17 protein-coding genes are annotated in these 20032 nt (G+C 73.2%); 5 read left to right on the top strand and 12 right to left on the bottom strand.

Going from position 1 to position 20032, the window contains the following annotated elements; translation table 11 throughout:
* Positions 1 to 771: a sirohydrochlorin chelatase gene (locus V2J85_RS25930; RefSeq protein ID WP_261955094.1), complete on the top strand. Its 771-nt coding sequence runs from the start codon at positions 1 to 3 to the stop codon at positions 769 to 771.
* 31 nt (positions 772 to 802) lie between these two features.
* Here V2J85_RS25930 and V2J85_RS25925 read toward each other — a convergent pair whose 3' ends face one another.
* On the bottom strand, positions 803 to 2485 hold the full coding sequence (locus V2J85_RS25925) for a glycoside hydrolase family 13 protein (RefSeq protein ID WP_330822885.1): 1683 nt from the start codon (positions 2483 to 2485) through the stop codon (positions 803 to 805).
* Between the two features lie 80 nt (positions 2486 to 2565).
* On the opposite strand from V2J85_RS25925, the gene V2J85_RS25920 reads away from it, so the two are divergent.
* Positions 2566 to 2880 carry a hypothetical protein gene (locus V2J85_RS25920; RefSeq protein WP_261955096.1) on the top strand — a complete coding sequence of 105 codons (315 nt, stop codon included), beginning with the start codon at positions 2566 to 2568 and terminating at the stop codon, positions 2878 to 2880.
* 189 nt (positions 2881 to 3069) lie between these two features.
* Complete coding sequence (locus V2J85_RS25915) at positions 3070 to 4101, top strand: LacI family DNA-binding transcriptional regulator (protein WP_330822884.1); 1032 nt, start codon at positions 3070 to 3072, stop codon at positions 4099 to 4101.
* A gap of 103 nt (positions 4102 to 4204) precedes the next feature.
* Here V2J85_RS25915 and V2J85_RS25910 read toward each other — a convergent pair whose 3' ends face one another.
* The 8 genes from V2J85_RS25910 to V2J85_RS25875 form a co-directional block, all read right to left on the bottom strand.
* Positions 4205 to 5308 (bottom strand): glycosyltransferase family 2 protein, encoded by a 1104-nt coding sequence (locus tag V2J85_RS25910; protein WP_261955097.1) that lies wholly within the window; start codon positions 5306 to 5308, stop codon positions 4205 to 4207.
* Entirely contained in the window at positions 5274 to 5414 is a 141-nt protein-coding gene (locus tag V2J85_RS25905; protein WP_158744977.1) for a hypothetical protein, read from the bottom strand. The genes V2J85_RS25910 and V2J85_RS25905 overlap by 35 nt, the downstream gene beginning before the upstream one ends.
* A gap of 67 nt (positions 5415 to 5481) precedes the next feature.
* A complete protein-coding gene (locus V2J85_RS25900) occupies positions 5482 to 7104 on the bottom strand; it encodes an MFS transporter (protein ID WP_330822882.1) in 1623 nt (540 codons plus the stop codon).
* Positions 7101 to 7715, bottom strand: coding sequence for a TetR/AcrR family transcriptional regulator (locus V2J85_RS25895; RefSeq protein ID WP_330822881.1), 615 nt, complete (start codon positions 7713 to 7715; stop codon positions 7101 to 7103). The genes V2J85_RS25900 and V2J85_RS25895 overlap by 4 nt, the downstream gene beginning before the upstream one ends.
* Positions 7716 to 7846: 131 nt before the next feature.
* Entirely contained in the window at positions 7847 to 9055 is a 1209-nt protein-coding gene (locus V2J85_RS25890; protein WP_330822880.1) for a S8 family peptidase, read from the bottom strand.
* Between the two features lie 352 nt (positions 9056 to 9407).
* Positions 9408 to 10736, bottom strand: coding sequence for an ABC transporter substrate-binding protein (locus tag V2J85_RS25885; RefSeq protein ID WP_330822879.1), 1329 nt, complete (start codon positions 10734 to 10736; stop codon positions 9408 to 9410).
* A complete protein-coding gene (locus V2J85_RS25880) occupies positions 10736 to 11575 on the bottom strand; it encodes a carbohydrate ABC transporter permease (protein ID WP_261955102.1) in 840 nt (279 codons plus the stop codon). The genes V2J85_RS25885 and V2J85_RS25880 overlap by 1 nt, the downstream gene beginning before the upstream one ends.
* Positions 11572 to 12516 carry a carbohydrate ABC transporter permease gene (locus V2J85_RS25875; protein ID WP_330822878.1) on the bottom strand — a complete coding sequence of 315 codons (945 nt, stop codon included), beginning with the start codon at positions 12514 to 12516 and terminating at the stop codon, positions 11572 to 11574. The genes V2J85_RS25880 and V2J85_RS25875 overlap by 4 nt, the downstream gene beginning before the upstream one ends.
* Before the next feature lie 185 nt (positions 12517 to 12701).
* Between V2J85_RS25875 and V2J85_RS25870 the strand changes: the two genes are divergently transcribed.
* The gene (locus V2J85_RS25870; protein ID WP_330822876.1) at positions 12702 to 13592 is read left to right on the top strand and encodes an aminoglycoside phosphotransferase family protein; all 891 of its coding nucleotides are present in this window, start codon (positions 12702 to 12704) and stop codon (positions 13590 to 13592) included.
* A gap of 88 nt (positions 13593 to 13680) precedes the next feature.
* Here the strand turns inward: V2J85_RS25870 and V2J85_RS25865 are convergent, their stop codons facing one another.
* Positions 13681 to 14400, bottom strand: a complete 720-nt coding sequence (locus V2J85_RS25865; RefSeq protein ID WP_261955105.1) for an exonuclease domain-containing protein — start codon at positions 14398 to 14400, stop codon at positions 13681 to 13683.
* Positions 14401 to 14631: 231 nt separating this feature from the next.
* Here V2J85_RS25865 and V2J85_RS25860 point away from each other — a divergent pair, with 231 nt between their 5' ends.
* Positions 14632 to 15453, top strand: coding sequence for an SDR family NAD(P)-dependent oxidoreductase (locus V2J85_RS25860; protein ID WP_330822874.1), 822 nt, complete (start codon positions 14632 to 14634; stop codon positions 15451 to 15453).
* Here V2J85_RS25860 and V2J85_RS25855 read toward each other — a convergent pair.
* Entirely contained in the window at positions 15399 to 18689 is a 3291-nt protein-coding gene (locus tag V2J85_RS25855; RefSeq protein WP_330822873.1) for an AfsR/SARP family transcriptional regulator, read from the bottom strand. The genes V2J85_RS25860 and V2J85_RS25855 overlap by 55 nt on opposite strands.
* A 22-nt stretch (positions 18690 to 18711) precedes the next feature.
* Positions 18712 to 19962: an SAV2148 family HEPN domain-containing protein gene (locus V2J85_RS25850; RefSeq protein WP_330822871.1), complete on the bottom strand. Its 1251-nt coding sequence runs from the start codon at positions 19960 to 19962 to the stop codon at positions 18712 to 18714.
* Positions 19963 to 20032 lie beyond the last annotated feature (70 nt).

The following is a 20032-nucleotide window of genomic DNA, read 5'->3' as shown; positions in this document are numbered from 1 at the left end:
ATGAGCGCACGTCCCACTCTCCTCGTCATCGCCCACGGCAGCCGCGACCCGCGGCACGCGGCGACCGTCGCCGCGCTCTGCGCGCGGGTCCGGTCGCTGCGGCCCGGGCTGCGCGTCGAGGTCGGCCACCTCGACTTCAACGCGCCCCGGGTCCCGCGGGTGCTGGAGCGGCTGGCGGCCGAGGAAACGCGGGACGTGGTGGCGCTGCCGCTGCTGCTCACCCGGGCGTTCCACGCGAAGGCCGACATCCCGGCGGTGCTGCGCGAGGCGGCCGCCCGGCTGCCCCTGCTGAACATCCGTCAGGCCGAGGTGCTCGGCCCGTCCACCCTCCTGACCGCCGCGCTGGAGCGCCGGCTGGCGGAGGCCGGGCTGCGGCCCGGCGACCGTCGCTCGACCGGGGTCGTACTGGCCTCGGCGGGCTCCTCAGACCCGGAGGCGATCGCAGTGATCGCTGAAATCGCGCGGGAGTGGCGGCGCACCGCTGGTTGGTGTGCCGTGCGACCTGCGTTCGCCTCCGCATCCCTGCCCCGCACGGCCGATGCCGTGCGGGCCCTGCGGGCCGAGGGCGTGGCGCGGGTGGCTGTCGCCCCCTACGTCATCGCCCCCGGCTTCCTCCCGGACCGGATCGCGGCCGGCGCCCGGGAGGCCCGGGCGGACGTCCTCGCGCCGGTCCTCGGCGACGCCCCCGAGCTGGCCCGGCTGCTGCTGCGCCGCTACGACCAGTCGGTGGTGGCCCGGGCCCGCGGCGATCTGTCGTCCCTGATCGCCTGAGGGCCGCGGCCCACCGGTCCGGCACCGCGGCTCAGCCGGCCGTCCGTACCCAGGCCGTCGTCCACGGCGGCAGCCGGTCGCCACTCAACGGTGCGGAGAACAGCAGCGGTTCACCGTCGGGCAGCGGCCGGGCGGTGTCCGAGAGGTTGGTCAGGCACTCCCAGCCGCCGGAGCGGCGGAAGTGCAGCAGCCCGCCGGCCACCGCTTCGGGGCCGCCGACCCACTCCAGCTCCTCGTCGGCGAGCAGTCCGCGGCGGATGCGCAGCGCGGCGCGGTAGAGCTCCAGGGGCGCGGCCGGATCGCCCTGCTGGGCCTCGACGGACAACTCGCCCCAGCCCGGCGGCTGCGGCAGCCAGGACCCGCCGCTGCCGAAGCCGTACGAGCTTCCCCCGCGCCGCCAGGGCAGCGGCACCCGGCAGCCGTCCCTGCCCTTGGAGCGGCCGCGGCTGCGGGTCCACACCGGGTCCCGCAGGGCCTCGCGGGGCAGGTCGGCGACCTCGGGCAGGCCGAGTTCCTCGCCCTGGTAGACATAGCCGGCGCCGGGCAGCGCCAGCATCAGCAGGGTGGCGGCCAGCGCCCGGCGCAGGCCGAACTCCCTCTCCACCAACGGTCGTCGGCCGTCGGCGAGCAGCCAGGACTCCTCGTCGCAGCCGTCCGGGAGGCCGTGCCGGGAGGCGTGCCGGATCACGTCGTGGTTGGAGAGCACCCAGGTCGCGGTCGCGCCGGCCGCCCGGGCGTCGGCGAGCGCGGTGTCGATGGACGACCGGAGCTCCCCGGCGTGCAGCGACGCCCTGAGGAAGTCGAAGTTGAACGCCTGGCCGAGCTCCTGCGGGGTGGCGTAGGCGGTGCGCCGGGAGTTGCGCACCCAGGCCTCGGCGACCGCGATCCGCGGCGGGTCGTACTCGTTGAAGACCCTGCGCCAGTCGCGGAAGATCTCGTGCACCTCGTCGCGGTCCCAGAAGGGGTGGCTGCCGTCCTCGGGCAGGTCGTCCGGCTGGTAGCTCTCGACGGTGCCGATGTCGCGGAGCGGCGCCGCCAGATCCTTGGCGAGGCCGTGCGCCACGTCGACCCGGAAGCCGTCCACGCCGCGGTCGGACCAGAAGCGCAGGGTCGTCCGGAACTCCGCGCGGACCTCGGGGTTGTCCCAGTTGAAGTCGGGCTGCTGCGGGGCGAAGAGGTGGAGGTACCACCAGCCGTCGGGCAGCCGGGTCCAGGCCGGGCCGCCGAAGCAGGAGACCCAGTCGGTGGGCGGCCGCTCGCCGTGTGCGCCCTTGCCCTCGCGGAAGACGTAGCGCTCCCGCGCGGCGGATCCCGGGCCGGCCCGCAGCGCCTCCTGGAACCAGACGTGCTGGTCGGAGGAGTGGTTGGGCACGATGTCGACCATCACCTTGAGGCCGAGGCGGTGCGCCTCGGTGACCACCGCGTCGAAGTCGTCGAGGGTGCCGAGCCGCGGGTCGACGTCGCGGTAGTCGGCGACGTCATAGCCGCCGTCGGCCAGTTCGGAGGGGTAGAAGGGGCTCAGCCAGACGGCGTCCACCCCCCGGTCGGCGAGGTGGCCGAGCCGGGAGGTCACACCGGGGAGGTCGCCGATGCCGTCGCCGTCGGAGTCGGCGAAGCTGCGCGGGTACACCTGGTAGACGACGGCCTGCCGCCACCAGTCGCGGCTGCTGCGGCCGGCCGTTCCGGGGTCCGGGCCGAGGTGCTGTGCGGTCACGTGGCTGCCTTTCGGTACGGGGTTGCACCGGGTGGTCGACGGACGGGAGGGGACGTCGTCCCTTGACCGCCCCTGAGGTCATGCCCGACACGATCGAGCGGCGGAAGATCACGACCGGGACGCCGATGGGCAGGGTGGCCGCCACGGCCGCCGCGAACAGCGTCCCGCAGGGGACGGTGTACTGGCTCGTCAACGGCCTCGGGCCGAAGCCCGAGGCTGCGGAATCCGCCGAACTCCAGCCGGACGTCGGCGAAGCTCAGCGGCACGGAGCAGAGCGCCGGGAAAACCGTGACGGCGGCGATGACGGGCAGCACCCGGGCGGCGAAGAAGCATCCGGTGCGGGCCCGGCGGCGGACACTCCTCCGGGCCGGCCCGCCGCGGGACGGTGCCGGTGACGGGATCCGCCGGCGAGCAGGGTTCTGCGGCTCAAGGCCATGAGTGCTCCTCACGTCTCGGCTGTCTTCATGACAGCGCTTGCAGGCTAGAAGTGGGCTCGTTGCCAGGTCAACGGCCGAGGAACCGGAGATTCCGCAAGCGATCTTTCTGCGAACGCTGTCATCGCCCGTCTGTGCTAGCGTCCCGCCATGTCCTCAGCTCGCAGCGAGGCCACGATGGCCGATGTGGCCCATCGGGCGGGGGTTTCGGTGTCGACCGTCTCGCGCACCCTGCGCGGCCTGTCGACCGTGTCGGAGACCACCCGGGCCCGGGTGGAGGCGGCGGCCCGCGAGCTCTCCTTCGCCATCACCCGCAGCGCCTCCAGCCTGGTCACCGGCCGCACCGGCCGGGTGGCCGTCCTGATGCCCCACCTGGAGTCGTGGTTCCTGAGCGCCACCCTGTCCGGCATGGCCCCGGCCCTGCGCGACGCCGGCCTCGAACTGCTGGTCTACAGCGTGACCGATGTCCAGGAACGCGCCGACTTCTTCGACCGGTTGCCCGCCCGCCGCAACGCCGACGCCCTCCTCGTGGTGAGCTTCGCGCTCTCCCCCGCCGAACGCGCCCGCCTCGACGACCTGGGCATGCCGCTGGTCTTCGTCAGCCAGCACGCCCCCGGCCGGCCCAGCGTCTACGTGGACGACGAGGAGGCCGCGCTGCGCGGCACCCGCCATCTGCTCAACCTCGGGCACCGGCGGATCGCCTTCCTGCAGACCGCCGACGAGACGGGCTTCGCCTGGAGCAGCAAGAACCGGCTCGCCGGCCATCTGCGCGCCCTCACCGAGGCGGGCATCGAGCACGACGACGACCTCGTCATGAGCGTGCCCGGCTGGAAGGGCAGCGGTATGGCCGCCGCGGTGGGCCGGCTGCTGAGCCTGCAGACCCCGCCGACCGCACTCTTCACCGAGACCGACGACCTGGCCTTCCGCCTCCTGGCCGCCCTCCGCGAGGCCAACATCCCGGTCCCCGGCCGGGTTTCCGTCATGGGCTTCGACGACCACGTCATGTCGGCCCTCATGGGCCTGACCACCCTCGCCCAACCCGCCGCCGAACTGGGCCGCACCGCCGTCCGCCTGACCCGCTCCGTCCTCGACGACACCGACGGCGACCCCCAACGCCACATCATCCTCCCCACCGAACTCGTCCCCCGCCGCACCACGGCGCCACCACCGGTGGAGCGTTAGCACGCGAAGCGTGCGGGGGCGCGTCCGGCGGCGACAGGTCAGGACCTGAAGCGGGCCGGGCGCGTCCCGCCGGTACAGAGTCCCGCCGCCTCCGTTTCCGCCGCTACCCGGCGCCGACCGGAGCCGTTCGTGCCGTCGTCCGCCCCCTCGGCGTGTCCGCTCGGCCCTTTTCGTACACCGTGAGGCCGCGGGCCAGGTGGAGGGGGACCAGGACGAGCTCGATGAGGAGGGCCTTCCAGGCGTAGACGAGGTTGACGGTCTTGGTGGCGTAGACGCAGGGGAGGTTCAACAGGACGCCGGCGAGCGGGAGTTTGCGGCGGTGGGCGGCGTAGATCAGGGGTGGGGCGGTCAGGAGCAGCTCGGCTCCGGCCCACCAGGCGAAGGTGACGGCGAGTGGCTGCCCGGTGGTCGCGGCGGTCACGAACGGGGTGGCCCACCACAGCGGTGCGGTGATGATCTCCAGGAGCGCGAGGTGCACCCAGAGGGCCAGCAGGGGTTTGTGGCGGATCAGGCTCCCCAGATGGAGGCGGACGTTCTGGCAGAAGCCCGCCATCCAGCGCCAGACCTGCTTGCGGAGATAGGTGAGGTCCTCCGGGTCGGCGGCGAGGGCGACGGCGTCGGAGACGTAGACCGCGCGTCTGCCGGCGATCTGCTGGGACCAGGTGTAATCCATGTCCTCGACGATGGTGCGTTCCGGGAAGCCGCCGAAGGACATCAGGTCGTCGCGGCGGAAGACCGAGCAGCAACCGGAGCAGACCATGGGGCTGTTGGCGCGGGCCTGGATGGGGCGGTGCCAGTGGAAGCCGAAGAGATACTCCGTGGACCGGCCGCGTTCCCAGACCGTGCGGGTGTGGCGGGTGCGGACCGTGCCGGCCGCGACCGAGACGGTGGGGTCGTCGAAGACGGGCAATACGGTTTCGAGGTAGTCCGGGGCGAGGACGGTGTCCGCGTCGACGGCCAGGACGAGATCGGTGGTGCAGTGCGGAAGGGCGTAGTTCTGGGCTTTGGCCTTGCTGCCGAGGTTGCGGGGCGGACGTAAGACCGTGACGCCGTGTGACGCCGCCACCTCGCCCGTGCGGTCCGTGGAGGCGTCGTCCACGACCAGGACGCGGTCGGGCGGGACCGTTTGCCGGGCGAGTGACTCCAGTGTGGCCGGCAGGCCCTCCTCCTCGTTATGAGCAGGAACGATGGCGGTGATGGTGCGCATGACGGGCTCCCCCCTTGGTGCGGATCGCGGTGATGACGACGCCGGTCAGACCGATGACGCCGTAGACGATGGTGCTGATGCCGATGAACGGCAGTCCTCCGTGCATGTCACCGACGGTAGTCGGAGGGAGCGGATCACGGTTCCGGAGGGTTCCTCCTGTGGATAACTTTCCGTCAGCCGAGGCGGGTTGGGGATGCCGGTGCCTTCTCGGCTTCCCCCTCGGGTTCCTCCTCGGGTTCCCCCTCGGTTTCCTTCTCGGATTCCTCCTCGGGTTCCTTCGTGGCGTTGCGGAGGGGGAGGCTCCACGCCGCCAGGGCGCCGGTGGCGGCGACGGCGGACAGGGCGAGGAGCGTGGTGCTCATCGCGGAGGTGAGGGTGGTCAGCATGGTCGCGAGGGCGACCCCCAGCGTCGGGCCGATGTTCATCGCGGTCTGCTGGAGTCCGCCGGCCACTCCCGCGTGCGCCACGGGGACATGGCGCACGATGACCGCCGTCGCGGTGACCATCACCGTACCGAATCCCGCACCGAGCAGGGCGAAACCCCCGCCGATCACCAACACAGGGGAACCGGGGGTGAGTTGGGAGAGGAGGAGGATGCCGGCGGTGAGGAGGGACATGGCCGCGAGGGTGGTCCGGCGGGGGCCGTGGCGGCGCTGGAGCACGGCCGAGGCGGGCGCGCTCAGCACCATCATGACGGCCAGCGGCAGTACCCGCAGACCGCTCTGGAGCGGGTCGAGCCCGAGGACGTCCTGCAGGAAGTACGAGCCGACGAAGAGCGCGCCGAACATGCCGGCGGAAGCGCACAGCAGGACGGAGAGAGCGGAGACCACGGCTCGTGAGGTGAGGACAGCCGGCGGGACGAGAGGGCTCGCGGTGCGGCGTTCGTGGCGGACGAAGGCGCCACAGGCGGCCGTTCCGAGGCCGGTGATGAGCAGGGTGGCCACGGTCCAGCCGGATTGCGGAAGCGCGACGAGGGTGTGGACCAGGCACAGGAGGGCGAGGGAGAGGAGGGCCGCTCCGGGGAGGTCGAGGGGGGAGCGTGCGGGCCTGGGCGAGTTGGGCGTCGGGGGCGGGGCTGCGGTGCCCGAGGCGTCGTCGGGGTGTGGTGGCGTGGGCACGCGGGCGGCGAGGGCCAGTGCGCCGACGATCAGCGCGGGCGGCACGTTGAGGAAGAAGACGGCCCGCCAGCCGAACTGGGCGGAGAGTGCCCCGCCGAGGACCGGGCCGACCGCGGCCGAGAGGCCGATGGCACTGGTGCGGAGGGCCAGGGGCATGGCGAGCCGGTCCGGTGGATACGTGGCGCGCAGCATGCCCAGGGTGGCCGGTTGCAGCAGCGCACCGAAGACGCCTTGCGCGATGCGCAGCGCGATCACCCAGCCGATGCCGGGCGCCAGTCCGATCCCCGCGGATGCGGCGCCGAAGCCCAGGATGCCGAGGGCGAAGATCCGTTGGTGGCCGTAGCGGTCGCCGAGCCGGCCGGCGAGGACGAGCAGGCCGGCCACGGCGATGAGGTAGCCGGTACTGGTCCACTGGACCTGTACGAACGAGGCATGCAGGTCCCGTTGGAGGGCCGGCTGGGCGATGGTCAGTACGGTGCCGTCCAGGGCCACGATCACCGCGCCGGTGATGCTCCCGGTGAGGATGAGACGGCGGTGGCGGCCGGAGGCGAGGCGGTGGGGCCGGTGGTCGTCGCGCGAATCGGCGGGCGGACAACTTCCGGCGTCAGCAGCACCGTGGCCCGTTACGGAGCGACCACTGTCGCCGTGCCTCCTCGAGGAGCGCAGCGGGGCGGTCATCGGGACTCCGGTCCGAGGTGCGCGTCCAGGGTGGCGCGCAGCAGCGGTTCGATGTCGTCGGAGCCGGTGGCGAGCGGGAGGCTGCCCCATCCCCACAGCTGAGCGATGCCGTGCAGGTTCGCCCACAGGGCGCCCGCCACCACCGGGGGCGGCGTGTCCGCGGGCGGCCGTATCCGGGCGATCAGGTCCACGAGTACCTGGAAGAGCGGGAGGCTGGTGTCCCGTAGGCCGAGCCGGTTGCTCTCCAACAGGTCGTGACGGAACATCAGCTCGTACATGCCGCGCTCGGACAGCGCGAAGTCGAGGTAGGTGCGGGCGAGCGAGGTGAGCCGGGCGCGGGGCGACGCGTCGTCGCCGTCGAGCACCTCGGCGGTCCGGGCGGCCAGGTCGGCGAAGCCCCGGCGGGCGATCGCGGAGAGCAGGTCGAGGTGCGTCGGGAAGTAGCGGCGCGGGGCACCGTGCGAAACCCCTGCCCGGCGGGCGATTTCCCGCAGTGACAGCGCTTGCACGCCCTCGCCGGCCACCAGCTCGACACCCGCCTCGACCAGGCGGGCGCGCAGGCCCTCGTCCTGGGCGGGTTCCTCGTTCGCGGAGTTCACAGGGGTAGGCATAGACACTGTCTACCAGGTGGCTGTAGACAGTGTCTACAGCTATCGAGGGAAGGGCGGACATGACGACGCCGGCCGCCGCGCCCCGTGGGGGCGAGCGCGACGGCCGGCGTGGAGAACGGGAGGCCGAGGTCCTACTCGACGACCTTCAGCAGCTTGTTGGGCGTTCCCTGACCCGGGTTGGTGATCTTGTCGGCGGTGGCGCCGTCGGTCAGCGCCTTCTCGACGTCGGCGGGCTTGGCGTCCTTGTGGCCCGCCAGGTAGACCGCGGCGGCACCGACCACATGCGGGGTCGCCATCGACGTACCCGAGATGGTCTTGGTGGCGTCATCGCTGCTGTTCCAGTCCGACGTGATGTCGGAACCGGGGGCGTAGATGTCCACCGCGCTGCCGAAGTTGGAGAAGTCGGACTGCTCGTCCTTGTTGGTGCTGGAGGCCACCGTGATGGCCTCCTTGACGCGCGCCGGGGAGCTCTGGCCCGCGTCACTGGACTCGTTGCCCGCCGCGACACCGAAGGTGACACCGGAGTCGATGGCCTTCTTCACGGCCGCGTCGAGCGCCTCGTCCGCGCCACCACCCAGGGACATGTTGGCGACCGAGGGGCCCTTGTGGTTCTTGGTGACCCAGTCGATGCCGGCGACGACCTGCTCGGTGGTGCCGGAGCCCTGACCGTCCAGGACCTTGACGGCCACGATCTTGGCCTTCTTGGCGACGCCGTGCGCCTCACCGGCGATGGTGCCGGAGACGTGGGTGCCGTGACCGTTGTCGTCCTCGGCCTTGTCGCTGCCGTCGATGGCGTTGAAGCCGTACGACGCGCGGCCGCCGAAGTCCTTGTGGCTGATGTGGACGCCGGTGTCGATGACGTACGCGGTGACGCCCTCACCCGCGCTGTCGGGGTAGTTGTACTTCTTGTCGCCCTGGGTGTCCTTCTGGTCGATGCGGTCCAGGCCCCACGACGGCGGGTTGTCCTGGGTGGCGTCGATGTGGAACTTCTTGTTCTGGACGACCTTGTCGACGGCCGGGTCGGCGGCGAGGTGCTTGGCCTCCTCGGCGCTCAGGCCGTTGGCCGAGAAGCCGTCGATGGCGGAGGAGAAGGTGCGCTTCACCTTGCCGCCGTACTTGGAAGCGAGATCGCCGCTCTCGGCCGTACGGACCGACTTCTTCAGCATGACGATGTAGCTGCCGTTCACGGCGCCCTTGGCCTGGGCGCCGTAGATCTTGCCTTCGGCGGGGGCGGGCGACGCGCCCGCGGTCACCGCGGTGACGGTGGCGATACCAGTCGCGGCAACCGCGGCGGCTATCGCCGTGACGAGCCGCTTCTTGCTGGAACGCTTGTGAGCCATTGCGAGGGTTCTCCTCGTTCGTGGTGTGGGGGGAAAGCGTTGCGCCAACAGCCCTTGGACACAGGAAAATCTGCGTCGGGCTGACTCGAAACCCTGTCTGATTGGTGGATCCAATTTCAAGGGAGACCCCGTCGTGTGAGATAGGCAACAACCCTGTAAAACTGCAAAAGGTCCCAGAACTGGTCAAAGCAAGCGGCCGACTTGAAGCAAGGCGACTCAACTCCGTTTACGTTCGTGTAATGGGGGGAAACCGACGACCTCTTGCCGGAAGTCCCTCTCGCCCTGCGCCGCTGCTACAACTCCGTTGCCCGCGCGGCGATTTCGGGGCCATTCGGCAAAAGGCCCCAACCCCTCAGCGCTGGTACCGCGCCAGGACCAGATTGCCGTCCCTGATAAGCCGTTTGCGGAGGGTGTCGAGGTCGATCGCGCCGCTGTAGTACTCCTGCAGGCCCGGGGTGGCGATCTTGTCCTTCCACTCCGGGTAGCCGCGGACGGACTGGGCCGGGGCGGAGCGCAGGGTTGCGGCGAGCGCGGTGCCGGTCGCCCAGTCGTACCGCCGCACCCGGAGCGCGGGGTTCCGTAGGGCCTCCTGGCCCGTCGGCAACATCCAGTCGCCCAGGGCCAGTCGGACCATGTTCGGCGGCCGGAGGAAGAAGTCGAGGAACGCCATCGCCTCCTCCTTGTACGGGCAGTCCGCGGCGATCGACAGGGTCTGCGGGCTCACGCCCTGGTCCTGCGTCGTTCCCTTCGGGGCTGGCAGCACCGTCCAGTCGAAGCCCTCGGGGGCCTGCTGGGCGATCTGCTGGCGGTACGAGAAGCCGAGCGGCACCATGGCGTAGCGCCCGGCGAAGAAGCCGGGGAGGGTGTCGGATCCGCCCATGCCCAGCGTCGTGCGGGCGGCGGTGCGGTCGACGTTCACCTGGTCGTGGATGATCCGCGGCACCACCTGGTCGACGGCGTCGAAGCGGACCTGCACCCTGCCGTCCGGGCGGCGGTGGAAGATCCGGCCGCCGGTGGACAGCGAGAGGTTGAGGGTGGCCGAGACCGGTTCCTTCAGCGGCCAGGCCACGCCGTGGTCGGTGCCACGGGTCAGCCGCTGGGCCGCCTCCGCGAACTCCTCCCAGGTCCAGGGCTCTTCCGGGGTGGGGAGGCGGACGCCGGAGCGGTGGAGTTTCGCACGGTTGGCCACCAGTACCCGTGGTTCCTGGAGGAACGGGACGCCGTATATACGGCCGTCGAAGGTGGCGGTCTCCCAGCTGTGGCCGGGGATGTCCGCCTTGAGGCGGTCCGGCAGGAGGGAGGTGAGGTCGGCCAGGTCGCCACCGTAGGCGAAGTCCGCGAGGTCGTCGGAGGCGTCATGGATGATGTCCGGCGCCTCGCCGCCCTCGAAGGAGGTCAGCAGCTGGTCGTGGACGGTCGACCAGGCGCCCTGGACGTACTGCACCTGGACGGCGGGGTGCCGGCTGTTCCACTCGGCGACCAGTTGTTCATTGGCCTTGACGGAGTCCTGCTGCCAGGCCAGCGACTGGAAGCGCAGGGTGATCCGGCCACCGGAGCCGCGCCGCGGGCGGTCGGCGGAGCAGCCCGGGAGCAGAGCCGCGGCCGGCAGCGCGGCGGCGGCCGCCAGCAGTCCCCGGCGGCTCCATCGGGCGGGGGGCCCGGGCACACGGGCGGCGGGCATCAGCTCTTCACCGCCCCGGCGAGCATGCCGCCGGTGATCCGGCGCTGGATGACGGCGAACAGCAGCAGGCCGGGGAGGGTGGCGAGCAGCGCGGCGGCGGCCAGCGGCCCGAGGTCGGCGACGCCCTCCGTACCGAGGAAGTGGGTCAGCACCACCGGGAGCGTCTGTTTTTCGGGCGACTTGAGCAGGACCAGGGCGAAGAAGAACTCGTTCCAGGCGGTGAGGAAGGCGAACAGCGCGGTGGCGACGATGCCCGGGGCGAGCAGCGGGCCGGTGACGGACCGCAGCGTACGGAGCCGGCCGGCGCCGTCGACGGCCGCCGCCTCCTCCAGTTCGCGGGGGACGGCCCGGACGTAACCGGTGAGCATCCACAGGGCGAACGGCAGCGCCCAGACCACGTAGACCAGGATCAGCCCGATCCGGGAGTCGACCAGGTGGAGTCCCTTGAGGATCAGGAACAGCGGGATGATCACCAGCACCAGGGGGAACGCCTGGCTGACGACGACCCAGCCGGTGGCCGCCCGGGCGAGGCGGGTGCGGTGACGGGCGAGGACGTACGCCATCGGGGTCGCCAGCACGACGGCGAGCAGTGCGGAGACCGCCGCGGCCAGCAGGCTGTTGCCCGCGGCGGCCAGCAGCGGCTGCTGGTCGAAGGCTTGCCGGAAGTTCTCCAGCGTGGGCGCCTCGGGGATCCAGGTGGGGTGGGCGGCGGCCAGCTCGCGCGGCGGTTTGAAGGCGGTGGAGACCAGCCAGAGGAAGGGGAGGGCGAGGAAGGCGAGATAGCCGAGGAGCGCGGCGTACTGGCCGGTGCGGGTGGCGGTGCGGCGGAGTGCGGTCATCGGTCCTCGTCCCCCTTCAGCCGGCCGGCCAGATAGAGGGCCAGCAGGACGGAGATCACCGCGACCATCGCCAGGCCCATCGCGGCGGCGTACCCGAACTGCCCGTAGCGGAAAGCCTCTTCGTACGCGAAGAGCATCGGCAGTCGCGTACGGCCACCGGGGCCGCCGTCGGTCAGCACGAAGACCAGGGCGAAGGAGTTGAAGTTCCAGATGAAGTTCAGGGCGGTGATGGCGAGGGCGACCGGCCGGAGGGCGGGCCAGGTGACGGTGCGGAACCGGCGCCAGGCGCCCGCGCCGTCGAGGGCCGCGGCCTCGCGCAGTTCGGGCGGCACGTTCTGCAGGCCGGCCAGCAGCGTGACCGTGGTCTGCGGCATCCCGGCCCAGACGCCGACGACGAGGACCGCGGGCAGCGCGGTGGCCAGGCCGCTGAGCCAGTCCCGTCCCTCGGCTCCGGACAGGCCGAGGCCGCGCAGGGTCTCGTTCAGCACACCGGCGTCGGGGTGGTAGACCAGCCGCCACATGATGCCGACGACGACCTCGGGCATCGCCCACGGGATGATCGCCAGCGCCCGGGCCAGCCAGCGCAGCCGGAGGTTCAGGTTGAGCAGCAGGGCCAGGCCGAGGGCGAGCAGGAACTGCGGGACGGTGACGCCGAACGCCCAGATCAGCCCGATCCGGAAGGAGTCCCAGAACAGGGAGTCGTGGAGCAGGTCGGAGAAGTTGAGCAGTCCGACGAATCCGGTGGATCGGGTCCGGCCCGACTGGGCGTCGGTGAACGCCAGGCCGATGCCGTACAGCAGCGGTCCGACACTCAAGACCAGGATCGGGAGCAGTGCGGGCAGTACCAGGAACCAGACGCCGTGGTCGCGCCGGGGCCGGCCGGCGCGGCCGGGGCCCGCCGTGGTGGACCGCCGCGCCACCGCGGTCGGCGCTGCTGCCATCGTTCGGACCCCCCGTCCCCGTGCCTCTCCCCCGGTGGCCGCTCCCCTGTCCGGCCGCCGTCATCGTCGTGAGAGCGGCTGCCGCCGTCAAGGTCCCGGCCGGATTCCGTGCAGGGTCTCCCCACCCGGGACACCAGGGGCACCTGCGACACTGAGGGCCGGTACGCATCGCAGGAGGCAGCACCATGACCGAACCGAGCCCGGCCGCCTTCACGGAGGCGCGCGCCCGGGACGTACTCGCCGCGGCCGGGCGCCCGGAGGCGGCGGCCGACGCCCGGCTGCTCGCGCTCGGCGAGAACGCCGTCTTCGCCCTCGGCGAGCGCGGTCCGGTCGTACGGGTGGGCCGCAGCGCCGACCTCCTGGAACGCGCCGAGCGGGAACTGGCGGTGGCCGAGTGGCTGGCGGCCGAGGGCGTGCCGGCCGTGCGGGCCGCGGAGCCGGTGGCCACGCTCGTCGACGGTCATCCCGTGACGTACTGGCAGCGGCTGCCGGAGACCGTCCGGCCGGCCGGTCCCGAGGATCTCGCCGCGCTGCTCAAGCTCGTCCACGCGCTGCCGGAGCCGCCCTTCGCACTCCCCCGCCGCGAGCTGCTCGGCGGTGTCGAGCGGTGGCTGCGGCTGGCGGGTGACGCCGTATCGGCGCCGGACGCGGAGTACTTGCGCGGGCGCCGGGACGCCTTCGCGGCGGCCGCCACGGCGCTGGAGCCGCATCTGCCGCGCGGGCCGATCCACGGCGACGCGCTGACCCGCAACGTGCATGTCGGGCCCGACGGGCCGGTGCTCGTCGACCTGGAGACCTTCTCCTTCGACCTGCGGGAGCACGACCTGGTCGTGATGGCGCTGAGCCGGGACCGCTACGGCCTGGCCGCGGACGCCTACGACACCTTCGTGTCCGTCTACGGCTGGGACGTACGGGACTGGGAGGGCTGTGCCGTGCTGCGCGGGTCGCGGGAGACCGCGAGCTGCGCCTGGGTGTCCCAGCACGCGCCCGGCAACCCGGCGGCGCTGAAGGAATTCCGGCGCCGGATCGCCTCCCTGCGCGAGAAGGACGCGACGGTGCGGTGGTACCCCTTCTGACCCGGCGTCGCGGGGACCGGCTGTGCCCCGCGCCGGCCCGGCACCGCTGCGACCGGCCGTCGCCTGCCCCGGCCCGGCGGCCGCCGGATCAGACCCTCGTCGCCTGATACGGGATCAGCGGCCAGGCCGGCTCGACTATCGCCTCCGGGTCGGTGCGCCGCAGATAGGCCTGGAAGGAGGCGGCCTGCTCGGCGGCCGCCTCTTCCTGGAGGGCGTGCAGCGCACGCGGCGACGGAAGGGCGACGGCCGGATACCGCTCACCGATGCGCCGGGCCACCCCGGCCGCGGCCGCGGCGTCGGCGCCCGCCTCGTGTGCGCCCTCCAGCCGGACGCCGTAATGACCGCAGAGCGCCTGCAGCGCGCGGCGTCCCTTGCGGAAGCGGTCCACGTGCTTGTCGAGCACCAGCGGGTCGATGACCGGCGCGGGGGCGCGCCCGAGCCGCTCGGTCAGGGTCCGTACGCCGTGGCGCCGGCACTCGCGGTCCAGGAGGGAGAGGTCGTAGCGGGCGTTCATCACCACGAGGGGGGTCTCCGCGCGCAGGGCCTCGGCCAGCGCCTCGGTGATCTCCTCTATCGCGGTCGCCGGCGGGCGACCGTGCATCTGGACATATGCGGTTGAAATGCCGTGAATGGCCGCGGCTTCCTCGGGTATCGGCACTCCCGGGTCGAGCAGCCAGGTCCGCTTCCCGGCCACCCGGCCGTCCCCCTCCAGCCGGATCAGGGCGGCGGTGACGATGCGGTCCTGCTCGACGTCCGTGCCCGTGGTCTCCAGGTCGAAGCCGACCAGCAGTTCCTGATGCCAGCTCATGCCGGTACCTCACTTCGCCCGGCCCGGCCCGCGCCCGGCGCGTCCCTTACCGTGCCGAGCTCGCCACGCTCGCTCATGCGGCCTCCTTCGGTGGTACTTCCCCCGTTGCTCCGCCACTCTCCCACGCACCACTGACAATCGACCGGCCGCCCGTCCCCGCCCGGCGGACCGGCCCGCGGAGAGAATCGCGAGCCGGGCACGATCGGGGCGGCGTCCCCCTAGGCTGGCCGCATGGACCTACGGCTGGCAGGGCGCGCGGCGCTGGTGACGGGCAGCAGTTCGGGGATCGGGGCGACGATCGCCGAGACGCTGGCGGACGAGGGGTGCGAGGTCCTCGTCCACGGCCGCAACGCGGGGGCCGCGGCGGCCGTCGCCGAGCGGGTCGCGGCGCGCGGCGTGCGGACGGAAGTGGTGCTCGGCGATCTGACGGAACCGGGCGTGGCGGAGCAGATCGCCCTGACCGCACGGGACTTCGGGGTCCAGATCCTCGTCAACAACGCCGGGCCGTTCGCCGAGCACGACTGGGAGAGCTCCCGGGCGTCCGACTGGCGGGCCGCCTTCGAGGGGAACGTGCTGCCCGCGGTGCGGGTCAGCCAGACGCTGCTGCCGTCCTTGCGCGCGCACGGCTGGGGCCGGGTCATCACCATCGGCAGCCGGGCCGTGCGGACGCCGCTGCCCAACATGGTGACGTACTCCGCCGCCAAGGCCGCCGTGGTGAACATGACCACGAGCCTGGCCCGGCACCTCGCCGGGACGGGGGTCACCGCGAACTGCGTGAGTCCCGGGGTGATCGTCAGCCCGTCGATGTACCGGATGTTCGAGGAACGGGCGGCGGACTCGACGGACGAGGGGAACGGCGCCACCGCGACCGCGGAGGCGGTGGGCCCCGTCGACGAGGCGGACATCGTCGCCGCGTACGCCGCGAACCCGACCGGGCGGCTGGGGCGCCCGGAGGACATCGCCTCCGCGGTCGCCTATCTGGCGAGCCCGCGCGCCGATTACGTCAACGGGATCGAGCTGCGGGTGGACGGCGGGATCACGGGGACTCCGTAGAGGTCCTCCGCCACCAGTTCCTCCGGGGTCCTCTCCGCCCCGTGCGCGTACGCCGCGTCGAAGGCCCTCGCGCCCAACCCGGCGCGCGCGGCGGTCGTGCTGCGCGTCACGTCCGCGCGTTCCGCGGCCGGCTGGGGTGCGCCGGCGGCGGCGCGCAGGGCGTCCGCCGCACCGAGCAGTCGGGCCGCGGAGGCGAGGTGGCCGGTCAGCGTCCGGGCGCCGGCCAGGCCCTCCAGGGCCATGGCGACGGCGCGGGGGTCGCCGGTGGCGCGGGCCGCGGCGAACCCGTCGAGGTGGTGCCGGTGGGCGGTGACGGCGTCGCCCCGGAGTTCGGCGAGGAAGCCCAGTTCGGCCAGGACGAACGCGGTTCCCGGGTCACCCTCCCGGCCCCGGCACCACTCCAGCCAGGGCAGCAGATGCGCCTCCGCCTCATCGAGGCGGCCCTCCCTCCTGGCGCCGAGGGCGAGTCCGCACTCGGCGAACATCTCGCCGCGCCGGTGGGACTGTTCGGCGGCCAGCCGCAGCGCCCGCTCGTGGTGGTCCCGGGCGGCCGCCAGGTCGCCGGTCAGCAGCGCGATCCGGCCGAGCCCGGAGAGCTTGTACGAGACCTGGATCCGCAGGCCCAGCTCCTCGGCGCTGCGCAGTCCCTCCTGGTGGAGCCGGGCCGCGCGGCCGTAGTCGCCGGTGATCTCGGCGATCGCGGCCAGGGCGTCGCCGGCCTGCAACTGGCCCCAGCGGTCGCCCAGTTCGGCGAAGAGCGCGACGCTCTCCTCGGCGGCGCGGCGGCGGGCGGGCAGGTCCTCGCCGCCGGTGCCCTGGGCGCGACTGCTGAGCGCCGCCGCGGTGCCCCAGCGGTCGCCGAGCGCACGGAACGCGGTCAGCGCCCGCACCATCCGGTCCGCCGCCATGTCCGGGTCGCCGAGGCCGACTTGGGCGTAGCCGAGGAACCACTGGGCCCAGGCGCGTTCGCCGGGGTCGTCGTGGGCTTCGTAGCGGCGGAGAACGGCGGCCGCCCGGGTCACCGGGTCGGCGTCGCCGCCGGCCAGGGAGGCCATGCCGACCTGCCAGGCCGCCGCCCGCAGCCGCCGGCCCTCCGGGACGTCCGGATGGTCCCCTTCGGACGCGGTCAGTGCCGCGTCCAGCGAGCGGCCCGCCTCCGCGAGCCGGCCGCGCAGGAACCAGTACCAGGCCAGAGCGTTCACCAGCCGGAGCGCCCGGTCCGCGGCGCCGTCCGCGACCGCGCCGTCCAGGGCGCCACGCAGGTTCGCGGTCTCCTGGTCGAGCCGCTCCAGCCACTCCCGCTGTGCCGCCCCGTACAGCAACGGGGCGGCCCGCTCGGCCAGTTCGGTGTAGTGGAGCTGGTGACGCCGGCGTACCGCGGACAGCTCACCGGCCTCCCGGAGGCGTTCCAGGCAGTACGCGGCGACGGTCTCCAGGAGGCGGTAGCGGGTCCCGTACGGCGTCCGGGCGACCGCCACCAGCGAGCGGTCCACGAGCCTGGCCAGCAGCTCCAGCACGTGCTCGCGGGCGATGCCGTCGCCGGCGCAGACCCATTCGGCGGCCTCCAGGGTGCAGCCGTCGGCGTGCACGGCCAGCCGGCGCAGCACGGTGCGTTCGGGGCCGGGCAGCAGCTCCCAGCTCCAGTCGATCATGGCGCGCAGGGTCTGCTGGCGGGGTGGGGCGCCGCGCCGGGCGGCGGCCGGCAGCCGGAACCGGTCGTCGAGCCGGGCGCTCAACTCCCGTACGCCCAGCACCCGGACGCGGGTGGCGGCGAGTTCCAGGGCGAGCGGGATGCCGTCCAGCCGGCGGCAGATCTCGGCGACCGCGGGGGCGCTCCCGGCGTCCAGCACGAAGCCGGGGTCGGCGGCGCCCGCGCGGGCCGCGAACAGGGCGATCGCACCGTCCGGGGCCAGCGGCGGCACGGGCCGGATCCGCTCGCCGGCCAGGCCCAGCGGTTCCTGGCCGGTCACCAGGACGCGCAACCGCGGTGCCGCTGCCAGGAGTTCGGCGGTGACCTCGGCGGCCGCGTCGACGAGGTGCTCGCAGTTGTCCAGGACCAGCAGCAGGCGTTTGCCGCGGACGGCCGCGACCAGGCGCTCGGCCACCGGTCCGGCCGCCGCGCCCTCCTGGACGCCGAGCACGGCCAGTACCGCCTCGGCGACCTCCGCGGCGGTGCACTTGGCGCGGCGGCCGTGGTCCGGGTCGTCCGGGCGGCCGAGGGCGGCCAGCTCCACCAGCCAGATGCCGTCGGGGAAGTCGCCGGCCAGCCGGCCGGCGGTCTCCAGGGCGAGGCGGGTCTTGCCCACCCCGCCGGGGCCGGTGAGCGTCACCAGGCGGTGGTCGGCCAGGGTCTGGCCGACCTGGCGTACCGCGTCCTCGCGGCCGAGGAGTTCGGTGAGCGGGGTGGGGAGGTTGGTGCGGGGCCGGGGGTGTGGGTCCGGCTGCGCGCCGGGGGTGTGCGCCGGTGCCGTGATGGCCGCCGGCCGGGGCTGCCAGGGTTCCTGGCGCAGGATCGCCTGGTGGACCGCGGTCAGTTCGGCGCCGGGGTCGACGCCCAGTTCCTCGGCCAGCCGGGTGCGGATCTCGCCGTAGGCGGCCAGCGCCTCGCTCTGCCGGCCGGACCGGTACAGGGCGGTCAGCTGGAGCGCGCGCAGCCGTTCCCGGAGCGGGTGCCGGGCCACGAGGGCGGCCAGTTCGCCGGTCAGTGCGGCGTGCTCGCCCAGTTCCAGGCGGGCCGCGGCGTGCTCCTCCAGGGCGGTCAGCCGCTGCTCCTCCAGGGCCTCGGCCACCGGGCGGACGAGGTCGTCGTCCGCGAAGCCGGCGAACGCCGGGCCCTGCCACAGGTCCAGCGCCTCGGTGAGCAGCCCGGCCCGGTCCGCCGCGGAACGGGCGGTCCGGGCGCGGGTGGTGAGCGCGGTGAAGCGGCCGGCGTCGAGGGCGTCGGCGGTGATGTCCAGCCGGTAGCCGGGCGGGGCGGTGGCCACCAGTTTGCGGGCGCCGGGTTCGGCGGTGTCCAGGGCGCGGCGGAGCTGGGAGACCTTGCTCTGCAGGGACGCGGTGGGGTGGGCGGGCGGCCGCGGGCCCCAGAGGTGCTCGATCAGCCGGTCGGCGGAGACCGGACGGCCGTGGTGCGCCAGGAGGGCGGCGAGCAGGGCCCGTACTTTCTTCTCCGGGACGGGGGCGGGGCGGCCGTCGGCGGACCGCACGCCCAGAGGGGCCAGTACGCGGAACTGCATACGCACAACCGTACGAGGTACGTCAGGAAACCGGCCGGGAGTCCGCCCAGATGCCCTCGAACTCCTCCCGGTAGGTCTCGAACAGCCCGTGGTCGCCGTCGCGGCCGTCCCGGGCGTCCTGGCGGACGATGTCCCGGGAGCCGCCGCGCAGGACGAAGACCGGGGATTCCATGCCGCGGCTCTTGCGGAGGTACGGCTGGATGACGGCCAGGCCGTCCGGGCCGTCGCCGTCGACGAGGTAGGCGGTGAACCGCGGGGTCTCGTCGAAGACCTGGATCTCGAAGGCGCCGGGGTCGCGCAGCCGGGCCCGCACCCGCCGCATGTGCAGGATGTTCATCTCGATGGAGCGGCTCATCTCGCCCTTCTTCAGGCCGATTTCCCGCTCCCGGCGGCGGACCGCGCTGCTCGCCGGGTTGAGGAAGAGCAGCCGGACCCGGCAGCCGGATTCGGCGAGCCGGACCAGGCGGCGGCCGGAGTAGTTCTGGACGAGGAGGTTGAGCCCGATGCCGACGGCGTCGAGCCGGCGGGCGCCGCCGAAGAGGTCCTCGGCGGGCAACTGCCGCTGGAGGCGCACCCGGTCGGGGTGGACACCGATGACGTCGGCGTAGCGGTCACCGACGAGGTCCTCGACGGCGTCGATGGGCAGTCGCCCGGAAATGCGGGTGCCGGCACCGGAGCCGAGTATGTCCAGCAGCCGGGCGGAGGCGCGCTCGGCCTGGGCGAGGACGGTCTCGGAGAGCGCGCGGTTGCGGGAGACGATGTTGCGGGCGACCTCCAGCTCGTCGAGGGCCAGCTCGACCTCCCGGCGGTCGTCGAAGTACGGCTCGAAGCAGGGCCAGTGCTGGACCATCAGTTCGCGGAGTTGCGGCAGCGTCAGGAAGCTGACGATGTTGTCGTCCGCGGGGTCGAGGAGGTAGCCCTTGCGGCGGCTGACCTCGCGGACCGCGACGGCCCGTTGCACCCATTCCTGACCGGCGGGTCCGGCCGCGGCGATCACCCATTCGTCGCCGTGCACCGGCTCGTAGATGGGCCGCAGCACGGCCGCCACCACGGCCCGCAGCCGCTGCTCGACGAGATTCAGCCAGATGTAGGCGCGGCCGGCCCGGCGGGCACGGGTGCGCACCTCGCTCCACGCCTCGGCGCCCCAGTCCAGTTCCGCCCCGATCTCCAGCGGTCGTGCCAGGGACACCGCGCCGGGTGGTGCGTCGACGGAGCCGCCTTCATGCCCCTCATGACTCTCGTCACCAGGGGGCAACTCCAGCCCGCCGCTCACCTGCCACCGCCTTCCGAACCCCCGTGCCAACGATCAAGGCAGACTACTGCGGTGCGGGAGGCGGTGCAGC

Source organism: Streptomyces bugieae, assembly GCF_036352915.1.
Taxonomy (GTDB): domain Bacteria; phylum Actinomycetota; class Actinomycetes; order Streptomycetales; family Streptomycetaceae; genus Streptomyces; species Streptomyces endophytica.
Note: the sequence above shows the minus strand (reverse complement) of the source record. Positions and strands in the feature narration are given on the sequence as shown.